The organism is Stenotrophomonas sp. FSL W7-1447, assembly GCF_037966425.1.
Lineage (GTDB): Bacteria > Pseudomonadota > Gammaproteobacteria > Xanthomonadales > Xanthomonadaceae > Stenotrophomonas > Stenotrophomonas pavanii.
The window spans coordinates 2,357,593-2,377,543 of sequence record NZ_CP150199.1; the positions used below are offsets into that span (position 1 = coordinate 2,357,593).

Below are 19,951 nucleotides of genomic sequence, written 5' to 3' on the forward strand. Positions count from 1 at the left end.
TCCCTTTTTTCTGTGCGTCCGGATTTCCGTATCCACGCATGACGCGGATCTACCATGGGCTGGCGGGTTTCCGCATCCACGCATGGCGTGGCGCTGCCGGGTGAGCGGGTCGCGAGCTCTGCAGTAGATTCACGCCATGCCTGGAGGGAGTGCTGGCGGCGCGATTTTTGCACTGCATCGCAACAAAAGTGCAGAAAACGCTGGATTAAAGTGATGCCTCACGATAAATTGCGCACCCCCCGTTGCTCGCCGCCGCCCGCACCCTGCCCATGCGTGATGACAAAGACCCCGGAACCCTGGAGCTGACCCTGCCGCGCAAGCGCGGTCGTCCGCCCAAGTTCGGGTACGCGATGAGCGATGCGCAACGGGCCGCGCGCTACCGTGCGCGCAGGGCAGGGCAGGCCAACCACGCCGACGTCCGCTCCTGCAGCGACATGGTGCTGCTGGACAAGATCCGCGCCGCAGTGAGCGCGCGCGACACCGAGCTGGCCGGATTCCTGGTCCACGTGCTCTGGCAGCGCTATCCGTTGCAGCTGAAATAGTTTGCCGGCGGGGTGGCCGTTGTCATCGTGCTTGTTGATAATGCGGGATTCAGGTTGTTCCCGCTGGCGTGCCCGGGATGGCAGGCGCGCATGATCGAACGGTTCCCAAGATGACCACCACCAGCGACACCACCACCGAAGCGGCGCCGAGCGGCGCTCCCCTGTTCTATACCCGTCCGGTGCCGCTGCAGGCCGATGTGCACGCCGACTTGCGCATCCTGCCGGGCAAGCTCGAGTTCGCCGCCGGCAACAACGCCATTCCGCTGGTGCTGGGCGAGTTCTCGCTGGCGCTGCACCACTTCCCGATCCTGTTCGCCGGCCCGGGCGCGGTCCCGATGGCTGCGGTGGGCGTGTCCGACCAGAACCTGTTCATCAAGGACGGGCTGTGGGAAGACGAGGCCTATATCCCGGCCTATCTGCGCCGCCACCCCTTCATCTTCATCGACACCGGCGCGGACAATGACTTCCTGCTGGGCATCGACGAGGACAGCCCGCGCGTGGTCAAGGGCGGCGAAGAAGGCCAGCCGCTGTTCGTTGACGGCAAGGCCACCGAGATGGTGCAGCAGGCGCTGGAGTTCTGCGGCCAGTACACCCGCGAACACGAACAGACCCTGGCCTTCTCCAAGGCCCTGACCGACAACGGCCTGCTGGTCGAGCGCAACGCCACCGTGCGGACCCCGGATGGCCGCGAGTTCAACCTCAATGGTTTCCTGGTCGTGGACGTCGAGAAGTTCGTTGCGCTGCCGGAAGCGACCGTGGTCGAGTGGCACCGCAGCGGCTGGCTGGCGCTGATCCACCAGCACCTGATGTCGCTGGGTCGCTTCAATGACCTGACCCGTCGCCAGGTCGAGCGCCTGGCGGCCTGATCACGGCGCCTGCAGGGTTCCCGCACCGCGGGAACCCTGTCCGGGCTGCAACAGGTCCAGCAGACGACGTGCGCCGGCCCAGTCCGGCGCTGCGTCATGTGCCAGATCGACCAGCTGCGCAGCGAGGGGCGCCTGCGCGTGTCGCCCCAGCATCTGCAGCGTGCCCTGCAGGCGATGTGCGTGGTGGCCCAAGCAGGGTGCGTCGGCGCGGCCGATGGCCTGCGCGATCTTCTTCAGCTCTTCGCGGATATCCGCGTCATAGGCCGCATCCATTGCAGCCACCGGCGGCACTGCATCCAGCCCCTCCGGCGCCGCAATACCGAGCGCAGCCAGCAGTTGGGCGGCGCGCAGTGGCTTGGTCAGCACCGCGTCGAAGCCCGAGCGGCGGCAGCGTGCGCGGTGACGGCGGCCGGTGCGCGCCGACAGCGCGATCAAGCGCGGCGGTTGCCCACCCTGGCGGCGCAGTTCGCGCGCCAGCGCATGGCCATCGACGCCACGCAGGCCGATATCGATCAGTGCGGCAGCGCGGGGCTGGCGCATCTGTTCGGCCAGGGCGCTGGCTGCATCCTCCAGCGCACATACCTCTGCGCCCCAGCGCTGCAATTGCGTGGCAAGCACGTGGCGATTGAGCGCATGGTCCTCGACCAGCAGCAGCTGCACGCCGGCCAGCGGCGTGCCGCCGACGGGCATGTCCTCGACGTCCTCACCGCTGTCCGCCGGACCGGTCGGCAGGCGCAGGATGAAGCGGCTGCCGCGCCCCAGCACGCTGTGCACGGTCAGGTCGCCTCCCATCGCACGGGCCAGCTCGCGCGCGATGGAGAGCCCCAGGCCCGTTCCGCCGCGCTGGTGGCCGCCGCTGCCCTGCTGGAATGGCTGGAACAGCGTGGCGACCTGGGTCGGCTCGATGCCGATGCCGCTGTCGATCACCTCCAGCAGCAGTTCCCGCGGCCGCGCGGCGGGCGTGAGCTGCAGGCGCAGCTCGATGCCGCCGACGTCACTGAATTTCACCGCGTTGGCCAGCAGGTTGCTGGCGATCTGGCGCACGGCATCGGCATCCAGCAGGACGAGTGTCGTCGCGGAGGAAGGCGCATCCAGATGCAGCGTCAGGCCCTTGCGCTGCGCCTGCGGCCGGATCGCCTCCAGCGCCTGCCGGCAGACCTGGGCAATATCACAGGGATGCGCATGTGGCTTGAACGCTCCGCTGGCCAGGCGCGAAAAATCGAGTGCGCGGTTCAGCAGGCCGCGCAGTGATTGGCTGGCATGGCTGGCAGCCGCAAGCAGATCGCGCTCGCCTTTGTGCAGGGGCGATTGTCCCAGCAGCTCGATCGAGGTCAGCACCGCCTGCGCCGAATTGCGCATCTCGTGGCTGATGACCCCGATGGCCTGCGCGCTGCGCCGGTTGCCGCTTGCCTGCCGATGCCGCAACATGCGCCACAGCAACGGCAGGGCGATCAGCACGGGCGCCAGCAACAGCCAGCCGCGCGGGGGCGCTGACCACATCCAGTCCAGGGCGCTCCCGGCCGCCGCCGGCAGCGTCTGTCCGGCCCAGAGATGGAGCAGTCCGGCATGCTCCTCCAGCGTGATCTGCCGCAATGCCTCGTCGATGCGCTGGAGAAGCTGCTGGTCTTCCTGGCGGACGAGCAGGTACAGGTCGGTGGAAAATCCGCTGTCGAATGGCTGCAGGCGCAGGCGTCCGTTGAAGTGGCGACGGACCAGCGGGCGCAGTGTCGACTCGATGCCGATCGCCATGTCCGCCAGCCCGGATTCGACGGCCGCCAGCGCTGCGTGCCGGTCAGGCATCTGCTTCAGCCGGATCTGCGGATGATGCGCGCCCAGCCAACCGGCGTAAGGCCCGCCTTCAACGACAGCGATGACCTGCCCGTCGAGCTCGCCCATCTGCCGCGGCAGCCACTCGCCAGCGCGTCCGGCCACCAACGTGGCGCCGCCGCGGAAACGGCCGGAGGCGGTGAGGCCGGGGCAGGCCAGCGACAGGTGTCGCGCGCCGTCGAACACCATGACCAGGTCGGCGTCGTGGTGGCACACGGCGAGGATCGAGGCGGCGGTCGTCGGATAGGGATGCTCCAGGAAGTGGAGCTGGGCGTGCCGGGCGACGAGGTTGGCGTAGCCATGGGCGAGCGTGGGCGGCGCTGTCGCATCGATCAGCGTCGACGGCACCGGACGCAGCGAGGGAGCGGTGGCTACCCGCACGCTGCTGCCCGGCAGCCAGCGCGGCGAGCGGATGTCTTCGGCCGACGCCGCGGGCAGAAGCAGCAGCGCCAGCAGGCCGATCGACAGCAGGCGCCGGCGCAACGGTGCCGGGCGGGTCACGGCGATTCCATCCGTTCGCGCAGCGCATAGATTTCCACATCGCTGCGCAATCCCAGCTTGCGCAGTACGGCGACCTTCTGGGTACTGACGGTCTTGATGCTGCGGTGCCGGCGCAGCGCGATCTCGGACACGGTCAGGCCCTGCAGCAGCAGGCCCAGCACCTCGCGCTCGTTGCGGCTGAGCTCGCCGCGATCGCCGGCCAGCCGGACGTCCGGCGGCACCCGCAGCAACCCCTGCGACACGCGTACAATGGCATCCGACAGGGCGGCAAGCGGTTCGGCCTTGCTGACGAATCCGTGGAGCCCGGCATCGATCAGGCTGTTGAGGTTGGTGGTGGGCGAGAGCGTAGCGAACGCCAGCAGCGACGTGCGCGGGAAGTCCCGGCACAGCAGCGATACCAGCTCGATGCTGCACAGATCGCCGCGGGCCAGCGTGAGGTCGATGACCGCCACGTCCACCGGCGTGCAGCGCAGGCTGTGGACCAGGTCGCTGCTGCAGCCATGGCTGGCGACGATGTCGAAGCGCAGGTCACCGGAGAGGTGCAGGGCGGTACCGCGGCGGACGACTTCATGGTCGTCCAGAAGCGCCAGCCTGAGCCGACGCGGTGCAGGAAATCCATTCATGCGCGGGAGGTGGTCGGCGCCCGTGGGCGTGGCCGCCATTCTGGCGCCGCTGTCGCGTCGAACATCGAATTCGTTGCGTTTTTACGACTATTCCTAAAGATCGATGGTTCTGATCCATCGATCCTTGTTCATTCATGAGCGCTACCTATCGTCAGGGCGGCGCAACACGCGTGAAACGCGGCCTAGCGCACCGACTGCGGCACGCGCCGCAGCTTCCCGGTGTCGTAACCCATGGCCGCAATACGCTGCACCGCCTGCTGGTAGTCGCGCTCTGACACCTGTGGTGTCCGTGCCATGAACCAGACATAGTCACGCTTGCTGCGCGCGACGATGGTCTGGCCATAGTCATCGTCCAGCCAGGCGATCACATACTCGGCCTGGATCGGCCAGATGAACTGCATGCCCCAGATCGCGCCGTTGCCCTCCTTCTCGACCCGTCCGACGGGGTGCATCGACTTCTGCGGGGCGTCGAAACTGCCCTTGCGATAGGTGAACGTGGTCTGGATGCGTCCATCCGGTTTCAGCGCATAGCTTTCCACGGCGTCGAAGGCCTCGCGCTCGGGCCATGATGGAATGTGGGCAATGACATACCAGTCGCCCATGAAGCGCGGCACCTCCACCGAGGGCGGGCGGGGCAGGGGTCGGGTCTCGCTGGAACTGCAGCCGGAACCGAACAGGCTCAATGCCAACAGGGGAAGCAGCGAACGGATGTGCATGTCACACCTCAGCGGGGACGGAACAGGTAATGGGCAACCAGCCATTGCTGGCCGTCGTCGTAGCCGAACAGCTCGGCACAGGCCATCCAGAACATGCGCCAGCGCTGCCACCAGATCTTCGCGGCGGCCTGGCCGTAGGTCGCGACCAGCACCGGCATCACCGCCTCGCGGGATGCATCCTGGTTGGCCAGCCAATGGTCGGCCGTGCGCTGGTAGTGGGTGCCGTCCAGCAACCAGCGCTGGTCAAGCCGCAGGTCACGCTGGAAATGCAGCAGCGTGTCGGCCGCCGGCATCAGGCCGCCGGTGAAGAAATGGCGGCCCATCCAGTTGTCGCCGCCCTCGGTCTCGAACGGGTACATCAGCGTGCGGTGGGCGAAGATGTGCACGAACAGGGCGCCGTCGGGCTTCAGCCACTGGCCGATGCGCGCCAGCAGGCGCTCGTAGTTGCGCACATGCTCGAACATTTCCACCGAGACGCAGCGGTCGAAGCGTGCGGCGGGCAGTTCAAGCTGGTTGACGTCGCGGGTGATCACCTCGACGTTGCGCAGTCCCCTGGCCTGGCACTGCGCCATGATGTGCTGGCGCTGGCTGTGCGAGTTGGAGACGGCGGTGATTGCTGCGTTGGGATAGCGCTCGGCCATCCACAGGGTCAGCGAACCCCAGCCACAGCCCAGTTCGAGGATCTGCTGGCCATCGGCCAGCTCGGCGCGCTGGCCGTACAGCGCAAGCATGGCCTCTTCGGCCTGGTCCAGCGTCTCGCGCCCGGTGGGGTAGTAGCAGCTGCTGTACTTCAGGCGCCTGCCCAGGCAGGCCTGGAAGAACGCCGCCGGAACTTCGTAGTGCTGTCGGTTGGCTGCCTCGGTATGCAGCGCCAGCGGGCTGTCGGCCAGCTCGGCGATGCGATGGCTGAAGCGCGCGGACTGGGCCTCGATGCCGCCCGCCAATTCCTCATCCAGGCGCTGCGCGCACAGGCGACGGATGCCGGCACGCAGCGCCGCATCGGGAACCAGTCCGCGTTCGGCCCAGGCGATCAGCCCGGTTTCCGCATCGTCGGCCGGGTTCAGTGACGGGATCGCGTTCATGCGGAATGCTCCTTGGAAGAATGGGGAAACCAGGGAAAGAACATCGGGGTGCTGCGCTGGTAGGCGCGGTAGTCGTCGCCACGGCTGCGAAGGGCCTGCTTTTCAGTGAACGGAACACCGCTGAGGTAGCGCAGGAACACGTACATCAGCAGCGGGCCGGTCCACGCCAGCCACCACAGCGGTGAGCCGACGGCGAGCAGGACGTAGCTGAACCAGTGCAGCCACTCGAAGAAGTAGTTGGGGTGCCGCGAATAGCGCCACAGTCCCTCACGGCAGGTGCGGCCCTTGTTTACCGGGTCCGCGCGGAAGCGGGCAAGCTGGCGGTCGGCCAGGGCCTCGCCGCCGACGCTCAGCAGCCACACCAGGCCTGCGCCTACGATCCACCCGGTCACGCCGGCCTGCGGGTTGGATGCCACGGCGACGAAGGGCAGGGCGAACAGCAGCACCAGCAGCGCCTGCGCCATGAAGAAGCCGAAGATCTTGCCCTGATGGCCCTGCCAGTGTTCGCGCAGGTAGCGGTAGCGGCCGTCTTCCGGTTCGCTGCGCACCCGGTGCCACAGGTGCAGGGCCAGTCGGCTGCCCCACAGGCCACCGAGCACGCCCAGCGCAACCCGCGGCATCAGCGCGCCTTCGCCGAGCAGCGCCAGCAGCACGGCCGACACCGCCACGCCCTTGGCCCAGAGCACGTCGACCACGCCGATGTTCTGCCGGCGGCGCTGCCAGGCCCAGCCCCAGCTCATCATCAGCACGGAGTACAGCAGGACCCACAACAGGTGACTCATGACGGTGCTCCGGCCAGCGGGGGGGAGGGGGTGCGTGAACCGCGACGGGCGCACTGGCACAGCAGCGACAGCGCAATGCTCCAGCCTGCGCCCAGCACCAGCAGGCCCTGCCAGGCCGGTGCCGTGAACTGCACCGCATCGAACCCGCGCGCCGCGGACAGATAGGCCAGCGGCGCCAGCAGCAGGCCGAACAGGGCCGGCAGGACCGGGTGGCGCTGCAGGAAGCGCATCGAGGTGGTCAGCGTCATGGCAAAGGCAGCCCACAGCGCCAGGATCCACGGTGGCGGCGCCCAGCCGAGCGGCGCGGCGGCATAGCGCACGGTGCCGCTGGCGGCGGCGCTGGCATCCACCAGCCAGGCGCAGGCCAGCGCGAGCACCATCAGCCGCAGGTCCAGCCGCGGATGCGGCGAGGTCAGCAGCTGGCTGCCGATGTAGAGCGACGCGGCCAGCAGCGCCGGCCACTGCCAGCCGCGTCCTGCTCCCGCCACGGCACACAGCCAGACCAGCTGGTTGCCAAGCAGATTGGCCCAGAACCGGCGCATGTCAGCCGGCCTGGCCCGCTGAGAGGGCCGGCCGATGCGCAGGGCGAGCGAGCAGCAGGTGCGAGACGCCGATCGAACGCTCGAGGAACCCGCCTTCGCAGTAAGCCAGGTAGAACTCCCACATCCGGCAGAAGCGGGCGTCGAAGCCCTGCGCCTGCACGCTCGGCAGCTGCGCCAGGAAGCGCTGCCTCCACGCCCGCAGCGTCAGTGCGTAGGAGTGCCCGAAGTCCTGCTGAACGATCAGCTGCAGGTCGCTGGCACGGGTCTTGGCCGCCAGGATCGCATTGATCGACGGAATGAAGCTGCCGGGGAACACATAGCGCTTGATGTAGTCGACGCTGCGCCGGGCCTGCTCGTAGCGATGGTCCTCGATGGTGATGGCCTGCAGCAGGGCCACGCCGTCCGGCTTCAGCAGCCGCTGCAGCGTGGCCATGTAGGTGTCCAGGTACTCCGCGCCGATGGCTTCGATCATCTCGATGGAGACCAGCTTGTCGTACTGGCCCTGCAGGTCGCGGTAGTCCTGCATCAACAGCGTGACGCGGTCCTGCAGGCCGGCGGCGCGCACGCGCTCGGCGGCCAGTGCATGCTGTTCGGCAGAAATCGTGGTGGTGGTGACATGGCAGCCGTAATGCTGCGCCGCATGCACGGCAAAGCCTCCCCAGCCGGTGCCGATCTCGACCACGCGGTCGCCGGGCTTCAGCGCCAGCTGTTGGCAGATGCGGTCCAGCTTGCGCCGCGACGCCACCTCCAGCGGTTCGTCTTCATCGTCGAACAGGGCCGAGGAATACATCAGGTCCGGCGACAGGAACAGCGCGAAGAAATCGTTGCCGAGGTCGTAATGCGCGGCGATGTTGCGGCGGCTGCCTTCCCGGCTGTTGCGGCGCAGGCGGTTCCAGCCGCGCAGCAGCCAGCCTCCCACGCGCGCCGGCCCGTGTTCCATGCCGTCGAGCAGATCGCGGTTGCGCACCAGCAGGCGGATCAATGCCACCAGATCGTCGCAGTGCCACTCACCCTGGATGTAGCTTTCACCTGCGCCGACGCTGCCCTGCGCGGCGACCTTGCGGTAGAACGCCGGGTCATCGATGGTGACCGTGACCTGCAGTTCGCCGCGCGCATCGCCCAGCCAGACTTCGCCGAGCGCGTCGCGCACGCACAGGCGGCCGTCGCGCAGCGGCGCAAGCTGGGCCAGCAGGCGGCGTCGCAGGAATGCATCCAGCGCGCCGGGGCGCGGCAGCGCGACCGAAGGAGTGATCGAATTCATCGCGGTTTCTCGGCAAGGGTGGGGTGGTCGTGCACGGGATTGCGCTTCAGCCACAGGCGCAGTGCGTGCCAGTGGATGGCGGCCACCACCTGGGTGGTCATCAGTGGATAGCAGGCCAGGACACGGGCCAGCCCGCGACCGTCGATGGCGTGCCGCTGCATGGTCTGGGTGGCGTCGAACTGGCGCACGCCGTCGCGCCAGACCTGCATGTGCACGCGCAGGTCCGCACCGGGACGGTTGAACCGCCAGTCGTAGTGGCAGTCCATGGGCATGAACGGTGACACGTGGAAGCGCTTGTCGAACTGCCAGCGCAGGGAGCTGCCTTCGTCCGTGGCGGTGGCTGCAGGCAGCACATAGGCGTGCCGTTCCTTCCAGGGCGTATTGGTGATTTCGGCAACGATGCAGTCCAGCGTGCTGCCATCGGCCTGGTAGCAGTAGTAGAAGCTGACCGGGTTGAACACGTGGCCGGCAAAGCGCAGATGGGTAAGCAGGCGTACCGGGCCGGCGGGCCGGTAGCCCAGGGTCACCGCGGCATGGTCGCGCACCGCATCGGCCAGCGGCTGTGCGGGATCGCCGAAGTAGTCGCTGCGCCGGAACTCGGCCAGGTTGCGGCGGTTGACCGACCACAACCAGCGCCCGGCGAACACCGTATCGAGTTCATCCAGATCGAGCAGCAGCTGCGCGATCGGGTAACGGAACGCATGCGGGTGCGGGTGATGCCGGCGGTGCATCACCTGTCCGAAGTAGAGGGCGCTGGCGCTCATGCGGCGACCTCGTCCGCGGCCGACGCCTGCCGGTGCGGTGTGCAGGCCCGCAGCGCGTCCACCACCCGGCGGGCGCTGCGGATGCCGTCCTCGTGGAAGCCCCAGCCCCAGTAGGCGCCTGCGAACCAGGTATGGCGGCGACCCTGCACCTCCGCCCAGCGCTGTTGCGCGCGGACTGCGGCGTGGTCGTGGACCGGGTGCGCGTAGTGGAGGGTGCGCAGCACCCTGGCCGGATCGATTGCCTCGGTACGGTTGAGCGTCACCACCAGTGGCGTGTCGCCGGGCAGGCCCTGCAGCAGGTTCATGCAGTAGCTGACCGTGCAGGGTGAGGTGGGGTCCTCCGGCACGTGCGCGTTCCACGCCGCCCATGCCTTGCGGTTGCGCGGCAGCAGCGATGCATCGGTATGCAGCACGGCTTCGTTGGATTGGTAGCGGATCGCGCCCAGCACCTCGCGCTCGCCGGCGTCAGCATCGGCCAGCAGGGCCAGCGCCTGGTCGCTGTGGCAGGCCAGGATCACCTCGTCGAACGCTTCCACCCCGGCCGCGCTGTGCACGCGCGCGCCCCAGGGCATGCGTTCGACCGCCGTGACCGGGCACTGCAGCCGCTCATGCACCCGCCAGCGTCGGCGCAGCGCATCCACATAGCGTGCGGAGCCGCCCTTGACCACGCGCCAGCTCGGGCGCCCGGTCATCTGCAGCATCTGGTGGTTGGCCATGAACTGGGCCAGGTAGCGGGCCGGGAAGTCCCGCACGGTGGCCGCGGGCGAGGACCACAGTGCCGAGGCCATCGGCAGCAGGTGCTCTTCGACGAAGGCCTCGCCATAACGCTGGCGGTGCAGGTACTCGCCGAGCGTCGGGCCTTCAGGTTCGGCCAGCAGCAAGGGCGCATCCCGATAGAATCGGCGCAGATCGGCCAGCATGCCCCAGAAGCGCGGGGAGACCAGATTGCGGCGCTGGCAGAACAGGCCATCCAGCGACGTCGCGTTGTATTCCACGCCGCTGCGCTCGCTGTGCATGGAGAAGCTCATCGTGGTCGGCTGCGAGGCCACGCCCAGATCTTCAAACAGCGCCGTCAACAACGGATAGTGCTGTGGATTGAAGACGATGAAGCCGGTGTCCACCGCCATGGCGGTGCCATCCACCTGCACGTCGTGGGTGTGGGTGTGGCCGCCCAGGTAGTCGTTGGCCTCGAACAGGGTGACGTCGTGCTGGCCATCCAGCCACCAGGCGCTGGCCAGGCCGGCGATGCCCGAACCGATGACGGCGATGCGCATGTCAGTACCTCGCCTTGGCCAGCACCCAGTCGGGGATCGGCTTGAGTCCTTTGACCAGGCCCAGCGCCGCCATCGCACGCAGCCCGTACCAGGTCAGGTCGATCTCCCACCAGCGGAAGCCCTGGCGGACCGTGCCTGGGAAGAAGTGATGGTTGTTGTGCCAGCCCTCGCCGAAGGTCAGCAGCGCCAGCCAGAGGTTGTTGCGGCTGTCGTCGCGGGTGTCGAAACGGCGGCGGCCGAAGCGGTGTGCCAGCGAGTTGATGGTGACGGTGGCGTGGAAGAGCACCACGGTGGAAATGAAGAAGCCCCACACCAACAACTGCGGGCCGGAGGTATGCAGGCCCGGGGCCCAACGTTCCAGTCCCGCGCCCAGCGCGTACAGCGCTGCAGCCAGTACGACCGGCACGGCGGTGTCGAAGCGGTCCAGCCAGCGCAGCTCCGGGTAGCGCGCCAGGTCGGGTACCCGCGACAGGTCGGTGGCAAAGGCCTCGCGCGTCAGGAACCAGCCCATGTGGCTGCGCCAGAAGCCGCCCTCGCGCGGCGAATGCGGATCAAGCGGCTGATCGGCGTGCCGATGGTGATGGCGATGATGGGCGGCCCACCACAGGGGCCCGCGCTGCACGCTGGAAGCGCCGATCACCGCGAACACGAACTGCACCGGCCGCGATGCCTGGAACGTGCGGTGCGAGAAGTAGCGGTGATAGAACGCGGTGATGGCGAACATGCGCACCGCGTAGAGAGCGGCTGCGACGATCACCGCGGTCCAGGAAATACCCACCCAGATCACCGCGATGCACGCCAGGTGCATCAGTGCGAACGGTACCGCGCGCACCCAGTCGATCCGCCCGGGGCGTTCATCCGTGACCTCCGCGGCGTTGCCGGTATCGATCCAGCGCTGCAGGGTGCGCAGCAGGCGCCAGCGTCGACGGGGAAGGGGCGCTACAGAGGCCATGGCGGATCTCGGCGGGTTTCGTGTCTTCCTCTACGCGGCAGAAGGCGCACTGGATGCGGAGTACGTCAGGAAATTTCGATTTCACCTGACCGTAACGGCGCAGCGATCTGTCAGCGGCTGCGCCCAGGCCTGCTGCCAGTCGCTGGCGGGGCGACCCGCCGCTGCGGCGATGAAGCGCACCGTCACCTGTGGGTAGGCGCCGCGTTGATCGCGCAGGTTGCTGGTGCCACGGAACTCGAGCAGGCGCTGGTCTGCGCTGGCATACACCAGCGCAAGGCGGGGCGCGATGCCGCCGTACCAGGTGTCCAGGCTGACCTCGATCGACTGCGCATCGATCCCCTGCCAGCGCTGCGGGCCGGTGCGCCTTACCTGTACCGGGAAGTAGCGCTGCCGCGCTGGGACCAGGAAGGGCAGGGTCACACGCTCGCCGCGCATGAGCGCCTGCCAATGCAGGCGCACGGCCGCGTCGAACCCTGCGTCGATGACCGCGCCGGTCGGCAGGTCGAGCTCGCGCTGCACCGGCGGGCTGCCGGCATCCTCCTTCCACGCGATCGAGACCCTGCCGCTGGCGGCCTCGACTTCGGCTTTCTGGCCGCTGCGCCGGTCCTCGAGGGTATAGCCGCGCGCCTGTGGGTTCGCGCTGGCCGGCAGGTGCTTGCGGGCGAAGGGCCGCCCGTCCGCGCACTGGTACAGCACCCAGCGCTCGGCCCCCTCGGCCGCATCGCGTCGCCAGTGCACCTCGCGGTAGAGCAGGTCGCCGCGCGCCGACGTTGCTACCCCCTCGCTTCGCAGCCAGGGCGCGGCCAGCGCGACATGGGGCAGGCACAGCAGCAGCCAGGCGGTACGCATCGCGTTCATCCGGAAAAGGAGGGCTGAGGTCATACGGCGGGGATGGGCGGTTGGATGCGCCTGCAGCGGCTGCATCCAATCACGGCCCCCGCGCGTACAGAGGACAGACCTTCACCCGCCCGCCGCGAACGCCGATGTACCCTGACGCCGCCAGCCACCCCCTCAACTTCGATACCGCACGCATCGTGTCCAGTTCACAGCAGCCGAGCAGCGAGCCGACGAACTGGGCCGGTGACATGGACGGCGTGGCGCGTCTTCGCGACCGCGACTGTTTCATGCGCATCTATGATTACTTCATGCCGCGGCTGTGCGTGTACCTGCGTGGCCTGGGCGTGCCTGACGCGGTAGCCGAGGAGCTGGCGCAGGAAAGCCTGTTGCGCCTGTGGCTGCGGGCGGCCGATTTCGATCCGGCGCAGGGCGCGCTGAGCACATGGCTGTATCGCATCGCCCGTAACCTGCACATTGACCGCATCCGCCGCGAGCGCAGCTGGATGCAGGTGCAGGCTGCCGTGGAGGACGCAGCAACCCTGGACGTGATCGAACGCAGCAGCGCCGAACAGTTTGCCGACCAGGCCCGGCTGCGCCAGCGCATCAACGAACTGCCCGCCGTGCAGGCGCGCCTGGTGCGCATGTCCTATTTCGAGGCCAAGAGCCACAGCGAGATCGCCGAGGCGATCGGCATGCCCTTGGGCACGGTCAAGTCGCATCTGCGGCGCGCGTTCCTGCAGCTGCAGGCCAAGGTGGGAGGTGCGCTGTGAACCCGCATCACCACCTGCACGAATCGACATTGATGAGCTATGCCGCAGGCGCGCTGCCCGCGCCACTGAGCGTGGTCGCGGGTGCGCATCTGGAGCAGTGCCCGCACTGCCGCCAGCGCCTGCGCGAGGCCGAGGCGATCGGCTCGGTGCTGCTCGAGCAGACCCAGCCGCCCGCGCCTGATCCGCGCCGCGAACAGCTGCGCGAGGCCATGCTGATGCGACTGGCGACGGAAACGCCGATCACGCTGGCGGCAGCAGCTCGCCCGGCGCCGAGCGAGCGGCCCGAGGCCGATCCGGACCACCTGCCTGCCTCGCTGCACCCCTATTTCGGCGCGTCGCTCAGTGGGCTGCGCTGGCGCTGGATGGCGCCGGGCGTGCATTGCATCCGTGCCGAGCAGATGCCTTCGCTGATCATGCTGAAGATCGCTCCGGGCAAATGCCTGCCGATGCACAGCCACGGGCGCAGCGAGCTGACCCAGATCCTGCGTGGCTCCTACAACGACGCGCTGGGACTGTTCGCACCCGGCGACGTGGCGGACCTGGATGAAGACGTGGAGCATCAGCCGGTGACCGCGCCGGGGGTGCCTTGCATCTGCGTGTCGGCGCTGGATGCACCGCTGGTGTTCAGCGGGTGGCTGGCGCGCAAGATCCAGCGGTTCGTGAAACTCTAGCGCGGCCCTGGCCATGGCTCAGGCACGGACATTGCGGATTCTCCTGACCGGCGCTGCAGGCCTGGTGGGGCAGGGCGTTGCCCTGGCCTGCCAGCGCTCGCCGCAGGTTGCCGGCCTGACCGCGCTGGTGCGGCGCCCGGGCAGCCTGCGCGGGCCCGGCAGCGAACGGGTCGTCCCGGATTTCCTGCACATCGACGCGCAGCGTGATGAACTGGCCGGGTACGACGCATGCTTCTACTGTGCCGGTGCGCCACCGGTCGGCACTGCCGAGGCAGAGTACCGGCGCGTGACCCTGGACACCACACTGGCAGTGGCCCGCGCCTGGGCTGCGGTGAATCCGCAGGGGTGCTTCCTGTATGTCTCCGGCGCAGGCGCGGACCCGCAGAGCCGGCTGATGCCGCTGCGGGTCAAGGGCGAGACCGAGGTGGCGTTGCAGGCGCTGCCGATGCGCGCTGTGATGCTGCGTCCCGGCGGGGTCAGGCCGGTGCCGGGGACCGGTACCCGGCATGCCGTGCTGAAACCCCTGTACTGGGGCGGCGCACCGTTGATGAAACTGGCCGGTGCGCTCGCGCCCTCGCTGATGACCAGCAACCTGGCGCTGGGCATGGCCATGATCGCCCTGGCCGGAAGAGAAAACCCGCCGGCCACGATCGAGTGCGCGGATATCAACCGGATCGCGGCGGGCGTGCGCGATCCGTCCGCCTGACCTCAGCGCGGCGCAGCCTCCAGCGCGGTGCGCACTGCCAGCGCTAGGTCACTGCGGGTGAACGGCTTCGGCAGCAGGGCGGCTGCACGCCCCTGCGCGCCAACCGCATCGTGGTCGCGTGGATAGCCTGACGTGAACAGGACCGCGATTGCCGGCCATCGCTCACGCACTTCACGCACCAGCTCCCAGCCGGACATGCCTGGCATCACCACGTCTGAGAACAGCAGGTCGACCTTGGTGTCCGGCCGTTCCAGCAGCCGCAACGCCGAGGGGCCGTCGTGCGCTTCCAGCACGCGGTACCCCAGCAGGCGCAGCGCATCGACCGTATGCGCACGGACATCGTCGTTGTCCTCGGCCACCAGCACGGTTTCCTCGCGTGGCGAGTAGCCGGCCAGGCCCGTCTGCGGCACGCGAGCCTCGCTAGGCAGCGCCAGCGGCGAGCGCGGGAACATCATGGTGATGCTGGTACCGCCGCCTTCCACCGAATCGATCAGCACGTGGCCGCCGGACTGCTTGACGAAGCCGTGCACCATCGACAGGCCGAGCCCGGTGCCGCGGCCGACCTGCTTGGTGGTGAAGAACGGCTCGAACACGCGCGCCAGGGTGGCCGCGTCCATGCCGTGGCCGTTGTCGCGCACCCGCAGCATCACGTACTCGCCGGGGGACGCATCCGGGAACAATGCGGCGTAGTCGTGGTCGAGGTGGCTGTTGTCGACTTCGATCACCAGGCGGCCGCCGTGCGGCATCGCGTCGCGCGCATTGACCGCCAGGTTCAGCACCGAGGCTTCCAGCTGGCTGATGTCGATCTCCACGCACCAGATGTCCTCGGCGGTGCGGATGTCCAGTTGCACCAGTTCGCCCAGTGCCCGCTGCAGCATGTCCTGCATGTCCAGCAGACACTCATTGAGGTTGGCTGCCTGGCTGCGCAGCGGCTGGCGCCGGTCAAAGGCGAGCAGGCGCTGGGTGAGGCTGGCGGCACGGCCAACCCCCTTCAGGGCATTGTCCAGGGCGCGGCTGGCCATCGCGCCGGGCTCGCCGGCCCGTTCGCTGAGCAGCATGGCGTGCTCGATGTTGCCGGAGATCACCGTCAGGATGTTGTTGAAATCATGCGCGATGCCGCCGGTGAGCTGGCCGACCGCCTCGATCTTCTGCGACTGGCGAAGCGCATGCTCGGCCTGCCGCCGCGCAGTGGTTTCCACCGCCTCCGATACCACGGCGGTGGCCACGCCGTCGGCGTCCAGCAGCGGGCGCAGCGAGACATCAAAGCTGCGCCGGCCGGTGGGCAGCTCCAGCTCGAGGGAATGCAGCGAGCTGCGACCCTGTGCCGCCGCGGCGACGGCCTGGTCAACCACCGCGCCGACGCCGTCGGTGTTGGCGAACCACAGGGATTCGCCGAAGCGCTGGCCGACAATGTCCTTCTTGTCGGCCAGCACGGCGGCCAATGAGGCGTCATTGGCATCGACCACGCGCCCGGACAGATCCAGCAGCACCTGATGCTGGAAGCTGGATTCGAAGATCGCCTGCAGCCGCCGCTTGCTGGCCCGCAGTTCGGCGGTGCGCGCCTGCACCTGCTGCTCCAGGGCCTGGTTGTCCTCACGCAGGGCCAGTTCGGCCTGCTTCAACACCGATACGTCGCTGCCCATGCAGATGTAGCCGACCACGCTGCCGTCGGCTGCATGCTCCGGCACGCAGTCCATCTGCACGAATCGTGACTCGCCGCTGCGATGCACGAGCTCGACCTGGAAGCTGGTGCGCTCGCCCTGCAGCACGCGTTCCAGGCTGGGGAGGGCATGTTCGAAGGCGCTGATGCCGCTGACATCGCGGGCAAGGCGGCCCAGCAGTTCGGCCTGGCTCACGCCATGCCAATCCAGGAACGCCTTGTTCGCGAAGCGGTAGCGGTGGTCCTTGTCGAGCCGGGCGATCAGCGCCGGAACGGCGTCGGTCACCTGCTGCAGCTGCGCCTGGCTTTCATTCAGCGCAGCCTGCGCCTGCACCAGCTGGTTGCGCTCGTGGGCTTCCTGCCGCGCGCGACGGATGGCATCCGGCAAGCGCTGCAGGCGCTGCTTCACCACATAGTCGCGTGCGCCGCGGGTCAAGGCCTGCACGGCCAGCTCTTCGGTCAGGGTGCCGGAGACGAAGATGAAAGGCGTGTGAGGGATGCGCTCGCGCGCCAGCGCGAGGGCCGCATCGCCATCGAATCCGGGCAGCACGTGGTCGGCCAGGATGATGTCGAAGGGGCGATTGTCGATCGCCTCGATGAACGCATTGCGGGTCCACAGCCGCTCGGCCTCGAAGTCGAGGCCTGCACGCTGCAGCTGTGCGCTGATCAGCTCCGCGTCAAGCGCGCTGTCCTCCAGCATGAGGATGCGCAGGCGCTCGCTGCGGCGCGATCCATCACGCATGGTGCTGCCCCGAACCGTTGGGCCGGTGCGGCGGTGGCTGGTTGGTGATGCCCCAGAACATGCCCAGCCCCTGGATGGCATCGAAGAATTCCTTGAAATCGACCGGCTTGACCACGAATGCATTGACGCCCAGTTCGTAGCTCCGCACCAGGTCCTGCTCCTCGCGCGAGGAGGTCAGCATCACGATCGGGGTGCTGCTCAGCTGCGCGTCGGCACGGACCTGCTCGAGCACCTCCAGGCCGTTCACCTTGGGCAGCTTCAGGTCCAGCAGCACCACGACCGGGCCGCCGTGCATGGCGCCGGCGAACTTGCCTTCGCAGCGCAGGTAGTCCAGCGCCTCGGCGCCATCGCGCACGTGGACGACGTCGTTCAGCAGCTGGCAGCGTGACAACGCGGCCATCGTCAGCTCGGCGTCTTTGGGGCTGTCCTCGACCAGGAGGATCGGCCGCAGGTCCCTCATGGGTGATCTCCTGTGGAACGGGGTAGGGTGAAATGGATCGTGGCGCCCTTGCCGGGCTCGCCCTCGGCCCAGGTGCGGCCGCCGTGGCGGCCGATGATGCGGCGCACATTGGCCAGGCCGATGCCGGTGCCTTCGAATTCCTCGACGTGATGCAGGCGCTGGAATACGCCGAACAGCTTGTCCACGTAGCGCATGTCGAAGCCGCAGCCATTGTCGCGCACGAAGAAGTGGTCTTCGTCGTCGTTGCGCTCGTGGCCGATCTCGATGACCGCCTGCTCGCGCTCGCGGGTGAACTTGATCGCGTTGCCCAGCAGGTTCTGCCAGACCAGGCGCAGCATGGTCGGATCGGCCTCGACTTCCGGCAGCGGCGCCAGCGTCCACTGCACGTCGCGGCCGGCATAGTCCAAGGCGAAGGACCTGCGCACGTCCTCGGCCAGCGCAGCCATGTCCAGCCGCACCCGGCCCACCGTCGAGCGGCCCATCTGCGAGAAGCTCAGCAGGTCATCCACCAACGTGCCAGCCGATTTCGCCGATTCCACGATGGTGTCGAGGAAGCGCCGTTCGGTGTCGTTGAGACGCTCGCCCGCAGAGCTGCCCAGCAGCTCCGAGTAGCCGACGATGTGGCGGAAGGGAGCGCGCAGGTCGTGGCTGACCGAGTAGGAGAACGCTTCCAGTTCCTTGTTGCTGCGCACCAGCTGTTCGTTCAGCTCCGCCATTTCCTCGGCCTTGCGCAGCACGATGTCGACAATGGCGGTGCGCATTTCGTGCGCGGCATCGCAGTCGGCATCACTCCACGGCAGGCTGCGCTGCTGCACGGTCTCCTTCCACGCCTCGAACGAGTTGCGCGGCGACAGGACCATGCCGGGTGCCTCGGTCTTGCGCGGGTCGCCTCCCCAGCGCACGGTGCGCACGACCTCCGGCCGGAACCACATCAGGTAGCTGTGATGGAGCTGCGAGATCGACACCGCCAGCAGGCCACTGGCCACGTCGGTCAGGCGCGCGGCAGGCGGCCAGTCGGCGGCGAGATGATCGGTGCAGTACATCTCCTGCCCGGCGTGCTGGTTGGCCAGCCAGTCAGCCAGGGCCAGCACCTCGCTGGTGGGCGGGCACTGCCCCACGCGCATGCAGTCCCCCTTGTGCACGATGGCCGCGCCAGCCGCGCCGGTCAGGGACAGCAGGCTGGCCTCATCGTGGCGCAGCGCAGCCATGAACTCTTCGTCCCCGGCCATCCGTGCCAGCAGCTTGACCAGCACCGAGCGACGGGCCACGCGTTCCTCGATCGCGCGCGCGCGCTCCTTCAGCGCGATCTGCAGCGACAGGATCTGGCCCATGAACTCACAGGCCGTACGCACGTGGTACGGCAGGCGGCGCGGCTGCACCGTGTGGCAGGACACCAGGCCCCACAGCCGCCCTTCGTGCACCAGCGACACCGACATTGATGCCCCGGTGCCCATGTTGCGCATGTACTGCAGGTGCACCGGCGAGACGCTGCGCAGCACGGCCAGGCTCAGGTCGGTGGGAGGCGCGTCGCGATGCGCTTCCGCGCGCAGCAGCGGCGCAGGGGTGTAATCGTTGTCTGCAATCAGCCGCACCCGGTTGCGGCGGTACAGCTCACGCGCCTGGGCGGGGATGTCCGATTCGGGGAAGCGCAGGTCCAGATATGAGGGCAGCAGGCCGTTGCCATCCTCGGCCACCACCGTGCCATTCCAGCCTGCATCGAACTGGTAGACCAGGGTGCGGTCGAAGCCGGTGAGGCGTCGCACATGCGCGGCGGCCAGCCTGCACAGGTCTTCCACCGTCGCGGCGGCCTCGATGCCGGACATCAGCTCGCGGATCGCCGGGTACAGCTCTTCCAGCGAACCGGGCTGGCCCGGAACCGGCGCTTCCAGTTCAACCAGAAGGTCGGTCGCAGACCGGTGCACAAGCAGCTGGTGGCGGCCATGGCCATCCAGATGCACCGCGCCCACGTGCGCGCTGCTGCCAACCGTGGCCTGCTGCAACACCGCCTGGAACGGTGCCAGCACGCCACCCAGCACCTCGGCGACGTGGTGCATCAACGGCTCGCCGAACTGCTGCAGCAGGCCGGGGTGGCTGATGGCGCGCTCACGCACCTGCAGCGAGTGCGGTTCCACCACCAGAAGCACACCGTACGGCTGGATCGCGCCGGGGGTATGGATCGGTTCGCGCGCGCAACGCGACAGGGCGGCGTCGTGCGTGGGCTCAGCAGAAGGCATCAAGGGCGGGACTCATGATTCGTGAAGGGCAGGAACGACCCAGCGGTGTATCCGGTAACCATGGATGGTGAAGCAAAAGAGCGTATCCGCCTACCTCCCTGTGCATGTGGCGTGCCCTTCCTCTGAAACTGAATTCTTC

19 protein-coding genes are annotated in these 19,951 nt (G+C 68.2%); 5 read left to right on the forward strand and 14 right to left on the reverse strand.

The window, feature by feature from the left end; translation table 11 throughout:
- Positions 1-269 precede the first annotated feature (269 nt).
- Positions 270-542 (forward strand): hypothetical protein, encoded by a 273-nt coding sequence (locus tag NSQ78_RS11055; protein WP_005409616.1) that lies wholly within the window; start codon positions 270-272, stop codon positions 540-542.
- Between the two features lie 110 nt (positions 543-652).
- Positions 653-1,408 (forward strand): SapC family protein, encoded by a 756-nt coding sequence (locus NSQ78_RS11060; protein ID WP_064238510.1) that lies wholly within the window; start codon positions 653-655, stop codon positions 1,406-1,408.
- Here NSQ78_RS11060 and NSQ78_RS11065 read toward each other — a convergent pair whose 3' ends face one another.
- The 11 genes from NSQ78_RS11065 to NSQ78_RS11115 all read right to left on the reverse strand — a co-directional run bounded on the left by NSQ78_RS11065 (position 1,409) and on the right by NSQ78_RS11115 (position 12,581).
- On the reverse strand, positions 1,409-3,736 hold the full coding sequence (locus NSQ78_RS11065; protein ID WP_080473128.1) for an ATP-binding protein: 2,328 nt from the start codon (positions 3,734-3,736) through the stop codon (positions 1,409-1,411).
- Complete coding sequence (locus NSQ78_RS11070; RefSeq protein WP_064239647.1) at positions 3,733-4,359, reverse strand: response regulator transcription factor; 627 nt, start codon at positions 4,357-4,359, stop codon at positions 3,733-3,735. The genes NSQ78_RS11065 and NSQ78_RS11070 overlap by 4 nt, the downstream gene beginning before the upstream one ends.
- 182 nt (positions 4,360-4,541) lie before the next feature.
- Positions 4,542-5,075 carry a lipocalin family protein gene (locus NSQ78_RS11075; RefSeq protein WP_064238511.1) on the reverse strand — a complete coding sequence of 178 codons (534 nt, stop codon included), beginning with the start codon at positions 5,073-5,075 and terminating at the stop codon, positions 4,542-4,544.
- Between the two features lie 8 nt (positions 5,076-5,083).
- Positions 5,084-6,157 carry a class I SAM-dependent methyltransferase gene (locus NSQ78_RS11080; protein WP_064238512.1) on the reverse strand — a complete coding sequence of 358 codons (1,074 nt, stop codon included), beginning with the start codon at positions 6,155-6,157 and terminating at the stop codon, positions 5,084-5,086.
- Positions 6,154-6,939 (reverse strand): DUF1295 domain-containing protein, encoded by a 786-nt coding sequence (locus NSQ78_RS11085; protein ID WP_064238513.1) that lies wholly within the window; start codon positions 6,937-6,939, stop codon positions 6,154-6,156. The genes NSQ78_RS11080 and NSQ78_RS11085 overlap by 4 nt, the downstream gene beginning before the upstream one ends.
- Complete coding sequence (locus NSQ78_RS11090) at positions 6,936-7,481, reverse strand: DUF2878 domain-containing protein (RefSeq protein WP_049467680.1); 546 nt, start codon at positions 7,479-7,481, stop codon at positions 6,936-6,938. The genes NSQ78_RS11085 and NSQ78_RS11090 overlap by 4 nt, the downstream gene beginning before the upstream one ends.
- 1 nt (position 7,482) lies before the next feature.
- Complete coding sequence (locus NSQ78_RS11095; protein ID WP_064238514.1) at positions 7,483-8,742, reverse strand: cyclopropane-fatty-acyl-phospholipid synthase family protein; 1,260 nt, start codon at positions 8,740-8,742, stop codon at positions 7,483-7,485.
- Entirely contained in the window at positions 8,739-9,506 is a 768-nt protein-coding gene (locus NSQ78_RS11100; RefSeq protein ID WP_064238515.1) for a DUF1365 domain-containing protein, read from the reverse strand. The genes NSQ78_RS11095 and NSQ78_RS11100 overlap by 4 nt, the downstream gene beginning before the upstream one ends.
- Positions 9,503-10,780, reverse strand: a complete 1,278-nt coding sequence (locus NSQ78_RS11105) for an FAD-dependent oxidoreductase (RefSeq protein WP_064238516.1) — start codon at positions 10,778-10,780, stop codon at positions 9,503-9,505. The genes NSQ78_RS11100 and NSQ78_RS11105 overlap by 4 nt, the downstream gene beginning before the upstream one ends.
- A gap of 1 nt (position 10,781) precedes the next feature.
- The gene (locus NSQ78_RS11110; RefSeq protein ID WP_064238517.1) at positions 10,782-11,732 is read right to left on the reverse strand and encodes an acyl-CoA desaturase; all 951 of its coding nucleotides are present in this window, start codon (positions 11,730-11,732) and stop codon (positions 10,782-10,784) included.
- A gap of 81 nt (positions 11,733-11,813) precedes the next feature.
- Positions 11,814-12,581: a hypothetical protein gene (locus tag NSQ78_RS11115; RefSeq protein ID WP_064238518.1), complete on the reverse strand. Its 768-nt coding sequence runs from the start codon at positions 12,579-12,581 to the stop codon at positions 11,814-11,816.
- A gap of 134 nt (positions 12,582-12,715) precedes the next feature.
- On the opposite strand from NSQ78_RS11115, the gene NSQ78_RS11120 reads away from it, so the two are divergent.
- From NSQ78_RS11120 to NSQ78_RS11130, 3 genes are read left to right on the forward strand one after another with little or no spacing between them, the layout of a single operon-like run.
- The gene (locus tag NSQ78_RS11120) at positions 12,716-13,339 is read left to right on the forward strand and encodes a sigma-70 family RNA polymerase sigma factor (RefSeq protein WP_049467672.1); all 624 of its coding nucleotides are present in this window, start codon (positions 12,716-12,718) and stop codon (positions 13,337-13,339) included.
- Positions 13,336-14,010: a ChrR family anti-sigma-E factor gene (locus tag NSQ78_RS11125; RefSeq protein ID WP_049467670.1), complete on the forward strand. Its 675-nt coding sequence runs from the start codon at positions 13,336-13,338 to the stop codon at positions 14,008-14,010. Before NSQ78_RS11120 ends, NSQ78_RS11125 begins: the two co-directional genes overlap by 4 nt.
- Positions 14,011-14,023: 13 nt before the next feature.
- Entirely contained in the window at positions 14,024-14,716 is a 693-nt protein-coding gene (locus tag NSQ78_RS11130; RefSeq protein WP_064238520.1) for an oxidoreductase, read from the forward strand.
- Positions 14,717-14,718: 2 nt separating this feature from the next.
- On the opposite strand, the gene NSQ78_RS11135 is transcribed toward NSQ78_RS11130, so the two are convergent.
- From NSQ78_RS11135 to NSQ78_RS11145, 3 genes are read right to left on the reverse strand one after another with little or no spacing between them, the layout of a single operon-like run.
- On the reverse strand, positions 14,719-17,118 hold the full coding sequence (locus tag NSQ78_RS11135; protein ID WP_064238521.1) for a response regulator: 2,400 nt from the start codon (positions 17,116-17,118) through the stop codon (positions 14,719-14,721).
- A complete protein-coding gene (locus NSQ78_RS11140; RefSeq protein WP_064238522.1) occupies positions 17,111-17,578 on the reverse strand; it encodes a response regulator in 468 nt (155 codons plus the stop codon). Before NSQ78_RS11140 ends, NSQ78_RS11135 begins: the two co-directional genes overlap by 8 nt.
- Entirely contained in the window at positions 17,575-19,812 is a 2,238-nt protein-coding gene (locus NSQ78_RS11145) for an ATP-binding protein (RefSeq protein WP_064238523.1), read from the reverse strand. The genes NSQ78_RS11140 and NSQ78_RS11145 overlap by 4 nt, the downstream gene beginning before the upstream one ends.
- Between the last annotated feature and the right edge of the window lie 139 nt (positions 19,813-19,951).

Excerpts from the sequence above, each read along its gene's own strand:
- NSQ78_RS11075 (WP_064238511.1), bottom strand. The coding sequence starts at position 5,075 with ATGCACATCCGTTCGCTGCTTCCCCTGTTGGCATTGAGCCTGTTCGGT.
- NSQ78_RS11105 (WP_064238516.1), bottom strand. The coding sequence starts at position 10,780 with ATGCGCATCGCCGTCATCGGTTCGGGCATCGCCGGCCTGGCCAGCGCC.
- NSQ78_RS11100 (WP_064238515.1), bottom strand. The coding sequence starts at position 9,506 with ATGAGCGCCAGCGCCCTCTACTTCGGACAGGTGATGCACCGCCGGCAT.
- NSQ78_RS11115 (WP_064238518.1), bottom strand. The coding sequence starts at position 12,581 with ATGCGTACCGCCTGGCTGCTGCTGTGCCTGCCCCATGTCGCGCTGGCC.
- NSQ78_RS11070 (WP_064239647.1), bottom strand. The coding sequence starts at position 4,359 with ATGAATGGATTTCCTGCACCGCGTCGGCTCAGGCTGGCGCTTCTGGAC.
- NSQ78_RS11085 (WP_064238513.1), bottom strand. The coding sequence starts at position 6,939 with ATGAGTCACCTGTTGTGGGTCCTGCTGTACTCCGTGCTGATGATGAGC.
- NSQ78_RS11145 (WP_064238523.1), bottom strand. The coding sequence starts at position 19,812 with ATGCCTTCTGCTGAGCCCACGCACGACGCCGCCCTGTCGCGTTGCGCG.
- NSQ78_RS11140 (WP_064238522.1), bottom strand. The coding sequence starts at position 17,578 with ATGAGGGACCTGCGGCCGATCCTCCTGGTCGAGGACAGCCCCAAAGAC.
- NSQ78_RS11135 (WP_064238521.1), bottom strand. The coding sequence starts at position 17,118 with ATGCGTGATGGATCGCGCCGCAGCGAGCGCCTGCGCATCCTCATGCTG.
- NSQ78_RS11055 (WP_005409616.1), top strand. The coding sequence starts at position 270 with ATGCGTGATGACAAAGACCCCGGAACCCTGGAGCTGACCCTGCCGCGC.
- NSQ78_RS11110 (WP_064238517.1), bottom strand. The coding sequence starts at position 11,732 with ATGGCCTCTGTAGCGCCCCTTCCCCGTCGACGCTGGCGCCTGCTGCGC.
- NSQ78_RS11090 (WP_049467680.1), bottom strand. The coding sequence starts at position 7,481 with ATGCGCCGGTTCTGGGCCAATCTGCTTGGCAACCAGCTGGTCTGGCTG.
- NSQ78_RS11060 (WP_064238510.1), top strand. The coding sequence starts at position 653 with ATGACCACCACCAGCGACACCACCACCGAAGCGGCGCCGAGCGGCGCT.
- NSQ78_RS11130 (WP_064238520.1), top strand. The coding sequence starts at position 14,024 with ATGGCTCAGGCACGGACATTGCGGATTCTCCTGACCGGCGCTGCAGGC.
- NSQ78_RS11120 (WP_049467672.1), top strand. The coding sequence starts at position 12,716 with ATGTACCCTGACGCCGCCAGCCACCCCCTCAACTTCGATACCGCACGC.
- NSQ78_RS11095 (WP_064238514.1), bottom strand. The coding sequence starts at position 8,742 with ATGAATTCGATCACTCCTTCGGTCGCGCTGCCGCGCCCCGGCGCGCTG.
- NSQ78_RS11080 (WP_064238512.1), bottom strand. The coding sequence starts at position 6,157 with ATGAACGCGATCCCGTCACTGAACCCGGCCGACGATGCGGAAACCGGG.